Annotated in this window: 13 protein-coding genes; 8 read left to right on the top strand and 5 right to left on the bottom strand. The window is 35.5% G+C overall.

The features are described 5' to 3' along the window. Positions 1-75: 75 nt before the first annotated feature. The 3 genes from I600_RS06840 to I600_RS06850 form a co-directional block, all read right to left on the bottom strand. Positions 76-1,851, bottom strand: coding sequence for an erythromycin esterase family protein (locus I600_RS06840; protein ID WP_082642904.1), 1,776 nt, complete (start codon positions 1,849-1,851; stop codon positions 76-78). A 55-nt stretch (positions 1,852-1,906) separates the two neighbouring features. Further along, positions 1,907-2,491: a hypothetical protein gene (locus tag I600_RS06845; RefSeq protein ID WP_058103713.1), complete on the bottom strand. Its 585-nt coding sequence runs from the start codon at positions 2,489-2,491 to the stop codon at positions 1,907-1,909. A gap of 89 nt (positions 2,492-2,580) precedes the next feature. Beyond that, positions 2,581-3,147, bottom strand: coding sequence for a DUF3575 domain-containing protein (locus I600_RS06850; RefSeq protein ID WP_058103714.1), 567 nt, complete (start codon positions 3,145-3,147; stop codon positions 2,581-2,583). An 83-nt stretch (positions 3,148-3,230) separates the two neighbouring features. On the opposite strand from I600_RS06850, the gene kdsA reads away from it, so the two are divergent. Together kdsA and I600_RS06860 are read left to right on the top strand one after the other, a co-directional pair. Then, entirely contained in the window at positions 3,231-4,049 is an 819-nt protein-coding gene (kdsA, locus tag I600_RS06855; protein ID WP_058103715.1) for a 3-deoxy-8-phosphooctulonate synthase, read from the top strand. Positions 4,050-4,077: 28 nt separating this feature from the next. Next, complete coding sequence (locus I600_RS06860; protein ID WP_058103716.1) at positions 4,078-4,851, top strand: leucine-rich repeat domain-containing protein; 774 nt, start codon at positions 4,078-4,080, stop codon at positions 4,849-4,851. Positions 4,852-5,121: 270 nt separating this feature from the next. Here the strand turns inward: I600_RS06860 and I600_RS06870 are convergent, their stop codons facing one another. Beyond that, a complete protein-coding gene (locus I600_RS06870; protein WP_058103718.1) occupies positions 5,122-5,502 on the bottom strand; it encodes a DUF1801 domain-containing protein in 381 nt (126 codons plus the stop codon). 85 nt (positions 5,503-5,587) lie between these two features. Between I600_RS06870 and I600_RS06875 the strand changes: the two genes are divergently transcribed. Next, positions 5,588-6,490, top strand: coding sequence for a phospholipase A (locus tag I600_RS06875; protein WP_082642905.1), 903 nt, complete (start codon positions 5,588-5,590; stop codon positions 6,488-6,490). Between the two features lie 25 nt (positions 6,491-6,515). On the opposite strand, the gene I600_RS06880 is transcribed toward I600_RS06875, so the two are convergent. Continuing rightward, complete coding sequence (locus I600_RS06880) at positions 6,516-7,505, bottom strand: helix-turn-helix domain-containing protein (protein ID WP_058103719.1); 990 nt, start codon at positions 7,503-7,505, stop codon at positions 6,516-6,518. 80 nt (positions 7,506-7,585) lie between these two features. Between I600_RS06880 and I600_RS06885 the strand changes: the two genes are divergently transcribed. From I600_RS06885 to I600_RS06910, 5 genes are all read left to right on the top strand, one after another. Continuing rightward, a complete protein-coding gene (locus I600_RS06885) occupies positions 7,586-9,919 on the top strand; it encodes a TonB-dependent receptor (RefSeq protein ID WP_058103720.1) in 2,334 nt (777 codons plus the stop codon). Between the two features lie 85 nt (positions 9,920-10,004). Continuing rightward, on the top strand, positions 10,005-10,724 hold the full coding sequence (locus tag I600_RS06890) for a DUF4198 domain-containing protein (protein ID WP_058103721.1): 720 nt from the start codon (positions 10,005-10,007) through the stop codon (positions 10,722-10,724). Positions 10,725-11,067: 343 nt separating this feature from the next. Further along, positions 11,068-11,367, top strand: coding sequence for a hypothetical protein (locus I600_RS06900; RefSeq protein ID WP_058103723.1), 300 nt, complete (start codon positions 11,068-11,070; stop codon positions 11,365-11,367). Beyond that, complete coding sequence (locus I600_RS06905; RefSeq protein WP_058103724.1) at positions 11,367-12,917, top strand: PepSY-associated TM helix domain-containing protein; 1,551 nt, start codon at positions 11,367-11,369, stop codon at positions 12,915-12,917. Before I600_RS06900 ends, I600_RS06905 begins: the two co-directional genes overlap by 1 nt. A gap of 161 nt (positions 12,918-13,078) precedes the next feature. Next, complete coding sequence (locus tag I600_RS06910; RefSeq protein WP_058103725.1) at positions 13,079-13,714, top strand: hypothetical protein; 636 nt, start codon at positions 13,079-13,081, stop codon at positions 13,712-13,714. Positions 13,715-13,729: the final 15 nt, after the last annotated feature.

Below are 13,729 nucleotides of genomic sequence, written 5' to 3' on the forward strand. Positions count from 1 at the left end.
TGCGGGATGTATATCAAATACCAGACCAAATCAATCAAAAGTGGGCTTTCTGGATTTTCTTTTGGTAGCTTATTGTTAATCTTCTAACAAAGGTGTTGTTGCAGAAGTATGCGGTATAAATACAACGGCATCGAACATGCTCAAAAGCGATGCATCATAATAATCATTTTTAGTTTCCTTCGTGTACCCCAAGAGTTTGAGTTTTCCAAAAACCTCTTTTCCAGGAAGCCCTTTATTAATATCAAAAGATTCAATAAAAAAAGGTGATGCGCTAATCTTATTAAAAACCTGCTCCCATGAAGTATCTGGTTGAAATGTAATCACTTCTTTCAATAATTTATCTGAATAGTCGTGATCATCATAAATAAAATTATTCTCTATATAAGTGTAACTACCCTCTAGAGAACACAGACCAATAGAATAATAATCTTTTCCAAATTTTTCCTTAAGTTGATTCCCCATTAAACCAATTTCATTATCAATAATTACATCATTACTAATATGCGCATTGTGAGCCCAAACAATTATTTTTTCATTGTTATTCTCTGCCAGAAATGTAACTCTTTCCGCCATTATTTCATCCCGAGATTTGATTGGTTTTCCATTCTCTATTAACCAATAATTTAGAAAGCTATTCTTGGCGTTATGTATTAATTCATTTAGTCTGGCGGTTTGCAATCCGTTTTCATATAAATATTTATCAATTGAAAGTAGGGATTGATAAACACCACTCCCAATCTTGAATCTATTTCTGTCATTTTCTCCATAATACTTTTCTACAATTGACAAGTATTCTTTACTTCGTCTAGCTATTTCTATATCAGATTGTAAAGCTAGTTCGCTCCCAATCAAATCATGAATTAACCAATATGAATCATCACAACCCTTAAATTTTACCCCCATTGCTATACCTTCAAATTTTAACCAGTCTAAAAACTCCTTCATTTCTTGCGTATGGTAAATTGAAAGTAAATAACTATGAATCAACTCATTCATTGGGGTAGACTTTAGATTTTTCGACAGCACTTCAATATCGTCAAACGGACTCTCAAGAATTATGGTCTTAAAACCTTTATTTTTTATCAAAGCCTTAGTTAAAGCAGCTCGAAACTTGTAAAATTCAGCCGTTCCATGCGTGTCTTCACCTATGGACACTATTCTTTTATTCTCAACAATATTAATTAATGGAATTAAACTGGCACCTTGTGAAAAATCATCTTCAAAAGTCAAATTCATCTTGTAATTATCAAAGATAGTCACCAACTCAGGTTCAACATTTTCAAGTTGTTGAAATTGCTCAATTTCATCCATTACCTGAATATTTTGTCCATCGATTGTAACCTTAAAATCATCAAACCAAGCTGTACCTTTCCCTTGTAAAATTCCTCCAACAAAAATATTTTTCGCATTATTCATAAATGGTAATGATATAGAATACTCTTGCCAATCAGTTGTTCCTTCAATCCCCTTCTTATGACTGTTTTCAAGTTGAATCATTTGATTTAGACCATCAATACGCATGATTAAACCCGCGTAACCTTTTTTCACTTTCTCCGTTTTAATCTTTCCAGATAACTGTATACTATCTCCTTTATAAAAAGAAGGGATTTTATAAATTACACAACCAAAATCACCTCCTTTATCGGAAACAACTTTACCTACGTAATTTTCATTATCTAATTTAACCGCCTTAGAAAATTCATAGAATCCCCATTTAGCCCAACCTTCTGCATTTTTAGTTTCTTCATTGTACTTGTCAAAATTTAAATTAAACTTGTTAATACCAGATTGTGCAATACTTGAATATGAAGCACAAAGAAGCATCATTACAAAAAAACATATGGATTTCATTAATTATGTTTTAAAAATTTAGCTAGTTAAGAATGTAATATGAATGTTGTAATAATCAATCAAAAGTGGGCTTTCTAGATTTTCTTTTGGTAGCGACCCATCCAAAGGTCACATTAAGCAAAAAGCCATGACCGCTATCTAAAGTTTTTGAATCAAAATAGCCATAACCCACTTCTGCATTTACATTGAAACCTTTTCTGTTGGTTCGCTGAATACCGTATACTCCGCCATAGAATGCAAAGGCATAATCACTATTTCCGTCAGAGATATTATCTGTAAACTGTACAGGCTCCCAAAAAATACTACGCGCAGGACCTATATAATTTGCAGAATTTCCAACAATATTCTTATTGACATCTAAACGCTCTTGAAAATTATGGTAATATCTAATTCTGGTATGCCATGCATAACCCAAAGCATAGCCTTCTTGGTATCTTGCAAATGCCGGAGTAAAACTTGTAGAAGCACTTACATTTTTAAATAACCCTAGCTCGTACCTAATACCTGGTCCCAATAGATTAATGGTGAATTGATGACGCTCTAGATTGATGAGTCCGTTACCTTTTTCCGAGAAATCCCTTATTTGTGCATTTGACAAGGAAACTGATAAGAACAGTAAAACAAGTGTGATTTTTTTCATGTAGATTGATTGATGTTACAACTAAAACTACAAGATTAAAAAAAGGTAAACACTTGATTTAAAGAAATATTAAGAAAAAAGGTAAGATATTACCTACCCACACACCAACGTTTCTCACTGATGATCCAGCCAATATTTAAGTTGGCAACCGGATAGATTCCGCCCTCAAACTGCCCAGCGTAATAGCCCGCACCAACATCTACCGAAAAATTAAAACCACTATCATAACTACGCTGCAAACCTGTTACCAAACCTCCGTACCCAAAAGCACCTTTTACATTTTCATTGGCAATAGTTCTAGGACTTGGAAAAAACACCGCTGCAGCCGGTGCTATGTAATTGGCAGAGTTGCCATAAATCTGTCTTCTATTGCGTTGTCGTTTTTCAAAGTTGTAATAATATCTATACTGAGCGGCAACTGCCGGAAAAACACCCAATTCATCATAAACATCTGGCAACAATGGATCTAATGCCACTTGAATACCAGCTTTAATATCAAAAGTAGTATTGGCACCCAATGCCATTTCATACTCTAGACCGGGATTTATAAGGTTGATCTTTACTTGCCTGAGCTCACAATTTTTACCAAATTGAGCATGTATATTAGATGCAACAAACGCCAGCACTGTTAATAAAGTAAATTGTTTGATCTTCATTCAGATTTTTGATTTCGACAATCTTATCCTAATAGAACAGTAAGCTTCTTAAAATAGTATCTTTGTTTAAAAATATTCGACGAATGAACCTATCTCTTATACCCCAAATAAAACATACGGACAGTAACAACTTTTTTCTCCTCTCTGGACCCTGTGCCATTGAAGGTGAAGATATGGCATTGCGCATTGCAGAGCATATTGTGACCATTACCGATGAGCTTAAAATACCTTATGTATTTAAAGGAAGTTTTAAAAAAGCCAACCGTAGTAGGCTGGATTCGTTTACGGGCATTGGAGATGAAAAGGCTCTAAAAATTTTACGTAAGGTTTCTGAAACCTTTAAAGTCCCCACGGTTACCGATATACATACAGAACAAGATGCCGCTATGGCTGCCGAATATGTAGACGTATTGCAAATACCTGCATTTTTAGCCCGCCAGACCGATTTAGTTGTTGCCGCTGCCCAAACTGGAAAAACGGTCAACATAAAGAAAGGGCAATTTATGAGCCCGGAAAGTATGAAGCATGCCGTAAATAAAGTTACCGAAACCGGAAACGAGCAAGCTATCATCACCGATCGTGGAACCATGTTCGGTTACCAAGATATGATCGTAGATTTTAGAGGTGTACCTACCATGAAACAATTTGCTCCCGTGGTATTAGATGTAACCCATTCTTTACAACAACCCAATCAATCTTCTGGCGTAACTGGTGGTAGACCAGCTTTGATCGGCACCATGGCTCGCGCTGGTGTTGCTGCAGGAGTTGACGGACTATTCATTGAAACGCATTTTGATTGTGCCAATGCCAAGAGTGATGGTGCCAATATGTTAGACTTAGGATTAATGAAAAAGCTGTTGACAGATTTAGTGGCGTTAAGAGCTGTTGTTAATGAGTTTTAGTATTTTTTTCTATCAGTAAACATTATTAATGACCGAAGAAGATATAGTCAGAGGGTTTTGGTTTTTTAATCCAGAAAAAGAATGGCCTCCTAAAAAGGTTACAAAGCTTGATGAGTATAATGGAGGTGATAAATTAAATTTAGATATTACCCAACAGACAAATCTAAGTGCTTACCAACAAACAAAGTTAGTTGACAAATGGTGTGATACCCTACCCAAACTATCAAAAGTAAAATACCTTTGGTTTACTTCTAAAGTAAACCAAAAAACTTTTGACACAGTTTGCAAAATGCCAAATCTAGAAGGCATATGGATTAAATGGAGTAGTATAAAAACCATTGAGAGAATGGTAAAAATAAAATCATTGAAGCATTTTCATCTTGGCAGTTCTTCACAAATTGAAAGTATTACGTGTTTAGCAGATATGAATTCTTTAATAACATTAGAACTTGAGCACATTAAAAAAATCAATGAATTTGAACCGATTTCTAAATGCTTGAAACTAGAAGGTCTTGCAATTGAAGGGAGTATGTGGTCAACTCAAGAAATAAAGAATTTAAAACCGATTGAAAAGTTAAAGAACCTCAAATATTTGTCTTTAATGAATACTAAAGTTCTGGATGCTTCATTAAAACCCTTATTAAAATTAGAAGAACTAAAAAGATTTGATTCATCTTTGAACTTACCTTCTCAGGAGATTACTAGTTTAAAAAAAATAAAAACACTAGAATTCGGTAATGTCCCAGCGGAATATTTAGATGTTAAAATACAAGTTAGAAATAAACTAAAATGGATAAAATAAAACTGACATCAATTATTCTACTATTATTTTCTATAGAATGTTTTAGTCAACAAACAGGAAGTACCAGAATGACACAAACTGTAGTTACTAATGGAATTGGGATAGGTAGCGCACTTGCTATTGTAATTTCATGGGACAGAAACAAATCAATTCTGTATGCGCTATTACACGGAATCTTGGGCTGGTTTTATGTAATTTACTACATTATAGTTAGAGAAAAATAGTGAAATCTAACTATTAAATAAGGTTTATAGTACTAAACATTTACAATCAAAGTAAATCCTTTTGCTTATAAAACCCATTTTTACGAACGGAATAAGCATCTTGTAAAACATCAACTAAAATATCGTTATCTATTTCCTCTAAGGTAGTGTAACGTAATGAACGTACTACTTTTCTGTTTTCAGAAACTAGTACGTTCAAATGTTTGGTAAGGTGAGCAGAATTCCAAAAAGCAATATCTACAAACTTTTTTTTATGATTTGCATTTAAATAACAAATGGGAGATTTCCCAATGTAAAAACAAGGTATATTCCACTTAAATTTTAGTTCAACACCTGGTAAGGTTGTTTCGATCATCATTTGTAGATGCATTAAAATACCTTTGTACGGTTCCGGTTGGTTATAAATATAGTGCTCTGCTGGGTTCATATCTCTATCAATTACATTAAGATATCGCACGAATACGACTATGAATTCTAATCAAATATATAATTTTGCCACTTTATAATTTATCATGAGCTTAAAAACAACTTATTTATTTTTCTCTATTTTAATATTTGGCTATACCACAGGTTTTTCACAAGATAGTGAAGATGATAATTGGTATTTTAATAATAGTAAGACCTTGACCGAGTTGTGGGAGCTAGATGATGAACATCATCGTGGCAATTTTATCCTTACCTCCTATAAGCCTATCTACATGACATTGGCTAAATATTCCACAAACCCTAACGAGTTTCCTGTAGCCGAAAATTCAGATAAAGCCCTAGACGAACCCAATAGTTTAAATGCTGTTGAAGCAAAATTTCAAATCAGTTTAAAAACAAAGATTTTTCATAATATGCTGGGCGGGAGAATGGATCTTTGGATGGGTTACTCGCAAACTGCCTACTGGCAAATTTATAATACCGAGCGCTCAAGACCTTTTAGAGAACTGAATTATAAGCCAGAAATCATAGCCAATTTCCCAATTAAGTTTCCCATTCTCGGATTTGATGCAAAAATGGTGGGTATTTCGGTCATTCATGAATCAAACGGACAGTCGGATCCCATCTCCCGAAGCTGGAACCGTATTGCCTTGCACGCCGGTTTTGAAAAAGGCAACTGGCAGGTAATGCTAAAACCATGGTTACGTGTGGGAAGCAAAATTGACGATAACGAAAATATATCTGATTACATAGGAAGAGGTGAAACCGACGTTACCTATGATTGGGGCAGGCAACGTTTTAGAGCCATAGCCCGGCATTCACTGAATTTAGGAGATAAAAGCAGGGGAAGTCTACAGTTGAACTGGTCTTTTCCAATTCATAAAAACTTCAATGGCCATGTACAGTTTTTTGATGGATATGGAGAAACGCTTATAGATTACAATCACCGACAAACAACCCTTGGCATAGGCGTCTCTTTAATAAACTAGTAACCTAGCCAATACACAATGCCAGTTACTGAATATTGGTTTTAAATTTTTTGGGCGTAGTACCTTCTTGACGTTTAAACGCTGCAGAAAAATGGGTTGCATTCTTATAACCTATTTGCTCCGCAATTTCATAAATAGGCAAATCAGTGTTCACCAGAAGTAATTTAGCCTTTTCTATTTTTTTATTGATACTATATTCATGAACGGTTTGTCCAAAAACCCGCAAAAATTCCCGGTTCAGCAGGGTTTTATTCATACCCACTTCTTTAGACAATGTAGCCACCGAATAATTAATGGCTAAATTATCACTGATCTTTTTTTTGACACTTAAAAGTTTCTTTACCCTGTGACTATTTTGGACCGAGTTGTTCTTGTAATGTTCTTTCTTATAATTGGAAACTTGAATGGCCAACATTTCAAAAACCTTAGCCTTCAAATAAATTAGTCTTGCCGTACCTTCTAAACTCAGCGTATCAAAAGATTCAAGAATTACCATCATCTCATTAGAAATGGGTACAACCAAATTATCATCTATAAGTTCTTTTAATTTAAGATCATTGAAAAAGCCATGTTTTGTTAAGAACGCATTAGACAACCTTACTTTAATTTCCTTATAAGTTTTGTTCCCCGCAATCTTAGACGTGCCATGAAAAGATTTAATATTTGCCATGTAAGAATCACCGCTACCTAAAAAAATATCTTCACAACCTGCAACAGATATTACCCGTTCACCCTCAATTAAAAAAGTAAGCTGCACAAAATCTATAGTTAGCTGTTGTTTTAAGATAATATCTTTCTGTAACCTAAAATGCATTGCAGATATACAAACATCTTCAATTTGTATTACATCTATACGGCCTTGCCCAAATGAATCTTTTATACGGTATACCTTATGGTCAATATCATTGTTCTGCTTTACCTCAACACAATCGGCAATTTCACTATACGAGATTTTATTGGTCTCAGATAAATCTACAATCTGTACATCTGTAAAACTGCGTCTTTTTTTTATCATTTCACGTCATTTCTAATCCACAACAAGGTCATAAATTCGCTTCAAATTTATTTAGACTAATTAAAAATAACTAATATTAAATGAAGAATCTTTACACTATACTGATCTTGTTCATAGGCACATTGAGCACTTTTGCGCAGTCTGCAGGAGTCTCAGGGTCGGTAGTTGATCAAAATAATAAACCACTTTCAAATGTGAACATCACTATTTCACATACAAGCTTAGGTACTACCACAGATGCCAAAGGTAAATTTGAGATAACCGATCTGGCACCTGGCGCATACACCTTAACATTCTCCATCATGGGGCATGATACCAAACAGGTACAAGTAAACGTAGTTGCCAATAAAATAAAAGAAATACCGAATGTATCGTTACCGGAGAAAAGTGAACAATTAAATGAAGTGGTGGTAAAAGGCCATCATAACAAATACGCGGTAAAAACACCCTCTTCCTCCTTACGTCTAAAAACAGAAGTAGCTAAACTACCCCAAAACATTCAAATCATCAGTAGTGAACTATTGCAAGATCAGCAGGCTACGAGTATTATGGATGGGGTGATCAGAAACGTATCTGGTGTAACCATGTTAGAGCACTGGGGCAATTTTGCCAGGGTGAATATGAGAGGATTTAGATTACCTGCATTTAGAAACGGTTTCAACGTACAAGACTCCTGGGGTCCATTATCAGAGGATATGGCCTTTGTTGACCAGATAGAATTTGTAAAAGGTCCTGCAGGTTTTATGATGTCTGCCGGTGAACCTGGCGGATTTTATAATGTAGTAACCAAAAAACCTACGGAAAGAACTATTCGTCAAGTTTCATTGATGGCCGGTAGTTTTGACAATTACCGAGCTACTTTAGACCTTGGCGGCAAGGCAACAGAAAACGGAAAGTTATTGTACCGTTTTAATGCCATGTACCAAACAGCTGACAGCCATAGAGGCAATGAAGACGCTGAGCGTTATGGCTTTGCCCCTGCCCTAACCTACAAGCTTTCCCAAAAAACAGCTGTAACGGCAGAATTAAATGTACAACAGGCAGAAAGTTATATGGGTGCCGCTTATGTTTTTGCCCCTAATGATGATGGCTACGGTAGTTTAGATAGAGATTTTAAATTTACCGATACCAACTATCCAGCATCAGACATTCAAGAAGTAACATTCTTTGGAACCATAAAACACGACTTTAATAAAAATTGGAGCTGGGAAACAAAATTTGGTTCTTTACGCTATGATCAAGTAGGAAATTCTACTTGGGTCTGGTCTTTAGAGGAAAATGGAGATGCCGTAAGGTACATTAGCAATTGGGATGCCTTATCCGTTGGAAAATATTTTCAAAGTTATATTACCGGAGCATTCCATACAGGTGGTATAAATCACAATATACTGGGAGGATTTGACTATAGCCAAAAAGAATATTGGGCAGATTTTAATCAATTCGGCTTAACGGATGTTGATCAACCCTTTAATATTTACAACCCTGTTTACGGAAATACCGAACTTCCTATTTTTGACAAATCTACCCCGGTACAATACAGAGACAATATTTACAATTATGGGGGAATTAATCGCTCTGTATATCTGCAAGATGAAATAGGTTTCTTCAACAATAAAGCAAGATTAACCCTTGCCGGAAGATACACTCACCTGTTCACAAGAGGTAAAGATGAAACAGATTCTAAAATTACGCCGCGTATAGGTTTAAGTGTGGATATATTACCTACACTAAGCGCCTATGGTCTATATGACCGCTCTTTCATTGGTCAAAATGGCGTAAGCTTCACCGGGGAAGCATTTGATCCCGTTGATGCAAACGATATTGAAGGAGGTCTTAAAAAGAGTTTTTTCAACGGAAGGTTAAGAACATCCTTGGGTGCTTACCAGATTACCAAAGAAAACGTATTGGTCACCGATCCAGAAAATCCAAATTTCTCTATACAGTTAGGTGAAATACAATCTAAAGGTATTGAGTTTGACCTGCAGGGCGAAGTAACCCCTGAGTTGAATGTTATACTCAACTACGCTAATACCAACGTTGAAATTACAGAAGATACCGACCCAGAAAATATCGGTCAACGTGTAGCCGGTCATGCAAAACACATTACCAACGGCTGGCTTAATTATAAATTCTCTGAAGAATCCAAACTTCACGGTTTTGGTGGCTCATTGGGGTATCAATATCAAATAGACCGTTCTACCTGGTCTTGGGGAGCGGACAATGAATCTCAATTACCAGATTATTTTAGGTTAGACGGAGCCTTGTCATGGAGCAACGACAAACTTAGGGTACAGCTCAACGTGAACAACCTACTAGATGAATACCTCTATTCAGGATCTAATTACGCTGCTTATTTATACTGGCAATCAGAACCCGGTATTAATGGTAGAGTTACCGTAACCTATAATTTTTAAAGAACAGCATACAATTTTTTGTTGAGTTAGTTCAAATTGGTTATCCCCTCGGTTTTACCGGGGGTGTAGCCTTAAAAAAATAAACATGAAAAGAATATTTATTACACTTACTTTACTACTATTTTCCATATCGCCCATGTTCGCCCATTATTTATGGCTTGAAACGGACCGTACCGGCAGTCTAAACAAAGAACAAGAGGTACGTGTATACTTTGGAGAATACACTTATGGGGTTATTGAAAAAGTAAAAGGTGAAAACTACCCATCCGTTTCAAAGTTTACGTTATGGCTTATACATCCTAACGGTAAAAAAACAGCATTGAAAATTTCTTCCAAGGAAGAATATTATGTAGCCCATTTTACCCCAAATACAAATGGCACATATACCGTTGCCCTAAACAATGATGATATAGAAGTGCTAGATTATACAGAATGGGATTTCGGTATTTTTAAAACACACTATCAATCGACCGCAAAAGTTCAAGTGGGCAACCAAGCCACAGCTACTAAAACTTTAAACCAAGATGGTATCGTTGTCAAAGAACTACCCGGCACCGATAATCAAATTACACTACAAGTACTATTTAAAGGTAAACCCTTAGCTAAAAATGAATTTAAACTATATGTATCTGACCTATGGAGCAAAACCATAGAAACAGATGAAAATGGAGAAGTAAGTTTCTCTTTGCCCTGGAACACCAAATATACTATGGAAACCACTTTTGAAGAACGTATTCCCGGCACATTCAATGGTCAGGAATATGAATTTATATGGCACTGTGCCACCTATTGTATTTCAAAATAACCTCTAGCAATGATCACCGCAATTCTAATACTTTGTTTTACTGGTTTTTATTTGGGTTACGCCACAACAAAAAGACAAAAAGTGCCAGTACACTTACATATTGAAAACTGGTGTCAAAAGAAAAGTAAAGTAGCAAATTCTTTAGGTTATGTCTTGCTACTATTTGCCTGTTCCCTAACCATTTACCATTTTGGTTGGGGTTCAGGTATTTTTACTTTTTCGGTCATTTTAATGACCATTGCAAGTCTTGTAATCTTGTTACAGCCCTTACACCTAATTACTTACAAAACCTTAATACCAACTGTTCTACTCATATTCTTGATCGAATTTTCACTTCTCTGATATGCCCGCTAATTCAAAATATCTGAATCCGTCTTTCTGGCCACGTTTCTCAAAAATTACCGCAGCTCTTCTTGGCGGTTTTATAGTATCTGTACTTTTTCATTTGGCAGTTGCCAGTTGGTTTGATCATGTGACCGTAATCATAACCAGTACCTATAGCGCACTTATTCTGTGGGCAGTTTTAATGATTGTAGCGTTTTTAGCAAAAAACGGCTGGAAAATTTGGGGTATTTACCTGCTTACATCCATCATTTTGGCAATTATCATGTTTTACGGCAAAGCTTTAAATCCAATTCTATAATGAACAAAAGAACTTATAACATTCTATTTCATTTACACACTGTAAGTGGTATCGTGATCAGTGTAGCACTTTACGTTATTTTCTTCACAGGTTCATTTTCATTTTTTAGAGATGAGATTGCCAATTGGGAACGTGGGCATACCGTAGAAATTCCTGATGAAATACAGTTGAACTTTGATGAGACTTTTCAACACATGTCAACCGAGAAAAACCTGTATGGAAGGGATATTGAATTAAGGCACTATTACAACGAACAGAATATTGGGGTGAATTTAGGCAGCTCCAAAGATACTTTGCTAACCAAAGAGGATGCCGCAGGCTCATTTTATTATTTGAATACCAAAGATGCATCTACTACAGACTATGTAAGCTCATATACATTGGGGGAGTTCTTGTATAGACTGCACTTTTTTGCACAACTGCCCCACCCTTTTGGGTATTATTTATCTGGTTTTGTAGCATTCTTTTTTCTGTTTGCGCTGTTAACCGGTATTATAGTACACTGGGATAAGATCATTTCCAATTTCTACGTATTTAGACCAATGACCAAACTAAAAACCGTGTGGACAGATGCCCATACAGCTTTGGGCGTAATAGGTTTTCCTTTTCAATTCGTTTATGCCGTAACCGGAACGTTCTTTATGTTAAAAGTACTATTGGTTGCGCCTACTGTATTGGCATTATATGATGGTGATGACAAAAAGCTATATGAAGACCTAGAATATGCTCATCCGGAATTTGAATTTCAGAATACTCCACTGACCCGTCCGGTTAGTATCAACAAATACGTAAACAAAGTCAAAGATCAATGGACCAATTTTAAAGTAAACGAAGTGCATATCTTCAACTACGGTGATACGGGCATGCACGTATCGGTAAGTGGCAACTTGGATTTTAAGGACAAAATAAACGGTTATGGTTACACTATTTTTAAAGTAGCCGATGATAGTGTTCATAGTGTAAAAGACCCCACTAAAAAAATACAGTACCTAGATGCCGTTAAGGGTATATTTTATAGGTTGCATTATGGGGATTATGGGGGATATGGCTTACGCATTATCTCTTTTATACTTGGTTTAATAGGATGTTTTGTAATACTTAGCGGTGTACTTATATGGTTAACCGCTAGAAACAAAAAGAACATACCCCTTAAAAAAAGAAAGTTTAACGAAACCGTAGTACGGTATTATTTGGCGATTTGCCTAAGCCTATACCCAATAACGGCCTTATCATTTATTTTGGTACAGGTCATTAATCCTGCGGGCATGGGATTATTGTATCAATTTTATTTTATAGGATGGCTGCTAATTACCATTTTCTTTGTTTTTAAAAAAGACAATTATTTCACCAACAAAAACACCTTACTCTCGGGTAGTTTAATTGGACTGTCCATTCCTATTGTAAATGGTTTTTGCACTGGCAATTGGCTATGGGTGAGCTATACAAAAGGTTATGATCAAATTCTGTTTATCGATGTCTTTTGGATTGTAATTAGCATTACAGGTTTACTTACTCTTAGTAAAATGAATGTAAAGCAAAAGAAATCTTGAATGCATATTTAGCAAATATGTATTTCACTGCCGTCATTACACACAAATTCAGTTTACGCAAAAATCGCAATACATAGACAGAAACCTAAATTGATTTTTTCAATCTTAATTAGGAAAATATCAAAATTTTATTTTAACTTTGAATTTCAAAGTACTTTAACATGGAAACAAACAAGTATCTAAACGACATCACTGAAATTAAGAATATAATGAATCGTTCTTCTCGATTTATTTCATTGAGCGGACTCTCGGGTGTTCTAGCAGGTATCTACGCTTTAATAGGAGCTGTTTTCGCTTATATGAAATTGAAAGATTCTTCAGTTACCAATTACGAAAATTTTTCAGGTAGGACTTCATCTCTTTCAGGTTCAACTGTTATTAGTGATTTAACCTTAATAGCTATTGCGGTTCTCGTAGCCGCAGTTATAACAGGATTTATCATGACTCTGAAGAAATCTAAAAAAAGTGGTGAGAAAATTTGGGACAGCACCAGTAAGCGACTAGTATTTAATTTTGCCATTCCGTTAGTAGTAGGTGGTCTTTTCTGCTTGGTACTTATGCAACAAGGTATGGCGGGCTTAGTAGCTCCTGCAACATTGATATTTTATGGGCTAGCCTGTGTCAATGCAAGTAAGTACACTATGGGTGATGTTAGATATATGGGAATTGCTTTTATTATAATTGGCTTGATCAGTACACAGTTTATAGGTTATGGATTGTATTTTTGGGCTTTAGGATTTGGTGTTTGCCATATTCTCTACGGTTCTTTAATGTATTACAAGTACGATAGAAATTAATATTATCCTTGCACA

This window comes from Maribacter dokdonensis DSW-8, from assembly GCF_001447995.1.
GTDB lineage: Bacteria > Bacteroidota > Bacteroidia > Flavobacteriales > Flavobacteriaceae > Maribacter > Maribacter dokdonensis.

Excerpts from the sequence above, each read along its gene's own strand:
- I600_RS06840 (WP_082642904.1), bottom strand. The coding sequence starts at position 1,851 with ATGAAATCCATATGTTTTTTTGTAATGATGCTTCTTTGTGCTTCATAT.
- I600_RS06845 (WP_058103713.1), bottom strand. The coding sequence starts at position 2,491 with ATGAAAAAAATCACACTTGTTTTACTGTTCTTATCAGTTTCCTTGTCA.
- I600_RS06850 (WP_058103714.1), bottom strand. The coding sequence starts at position 3,147 with ATGAAGATCAAACAATTTACTTTATTAACAGTGCTGGCGTTTGTTGCA.
- kdsA (WP_058103715.1), top strand. The coding sequence starts at position 3,231 with ATGAACCTATCTCTTATACCCCAAATAAAACATACGGACAGTAACAAC.
- I600_RS06860 (WP_058103716.1), top strand. The coding sequence starts at position 4,078 with ATGACCGAAGAAGATATAGTCAGAGGGTTTTGGTTTTTTAATCCAGAA.
- I600_RS06870 (WP_058103718.1), bottom strand. The coding sequence starts at position 5,502 with ATGAACCCAGCAGAGCACTATATTTATAACCAACCGGAACCGTACAAA.
- I600_RS06875 (WP_082642905.1), top strand. The coding sequence starts at position 5,588 with ATGAGCTTAAAAACAACTTATTTATTTTTCTCTATTTTAATATTTGGC.
- I600_RS06880 (WP_058103719.1), bottom strand. The coding sequence starts at position 7,505 with ATGATAAAAAAAAGACGCAGTTTTACAGATGTACAGATTGTAGATTTA.
- I600_RS06885 (WP_058103720.1), top strand. The coding sequence starts at position 7,586 with ATGAAGAATCTTTACACTATACTGATCTTGTTCATAGGCACATTGAGC.
- I600_RS06890 (WP_058103721.1), top strand. The coding sequence starts at position 10,005 with ATGAAAAGAATATTTATTACACTTACTTTACTACTATTTTCCATATCG.
- I600_RS06900 (WP_058103723.1), top strand. The coding sequence starts at position 11,068 with ATGCCCGCTAATTCAAAATATCTGAATCCGTCTTTCTGGCCACGTTTC.
- I600_RS06905 (WP_058103724.1), top strand. The coding sequence starts at position 11,367 with ATGAACAAAAGAACTTATAACATTCTATTTCATTTACACACTGTAAGT.
- I600_RS06910 (WP_058103725.1), top strand. The coding sequence starts at position 13,079 with ATGGAAACAAACAAGTATCTAAACGACATCACTGAAATTAAGAATATA.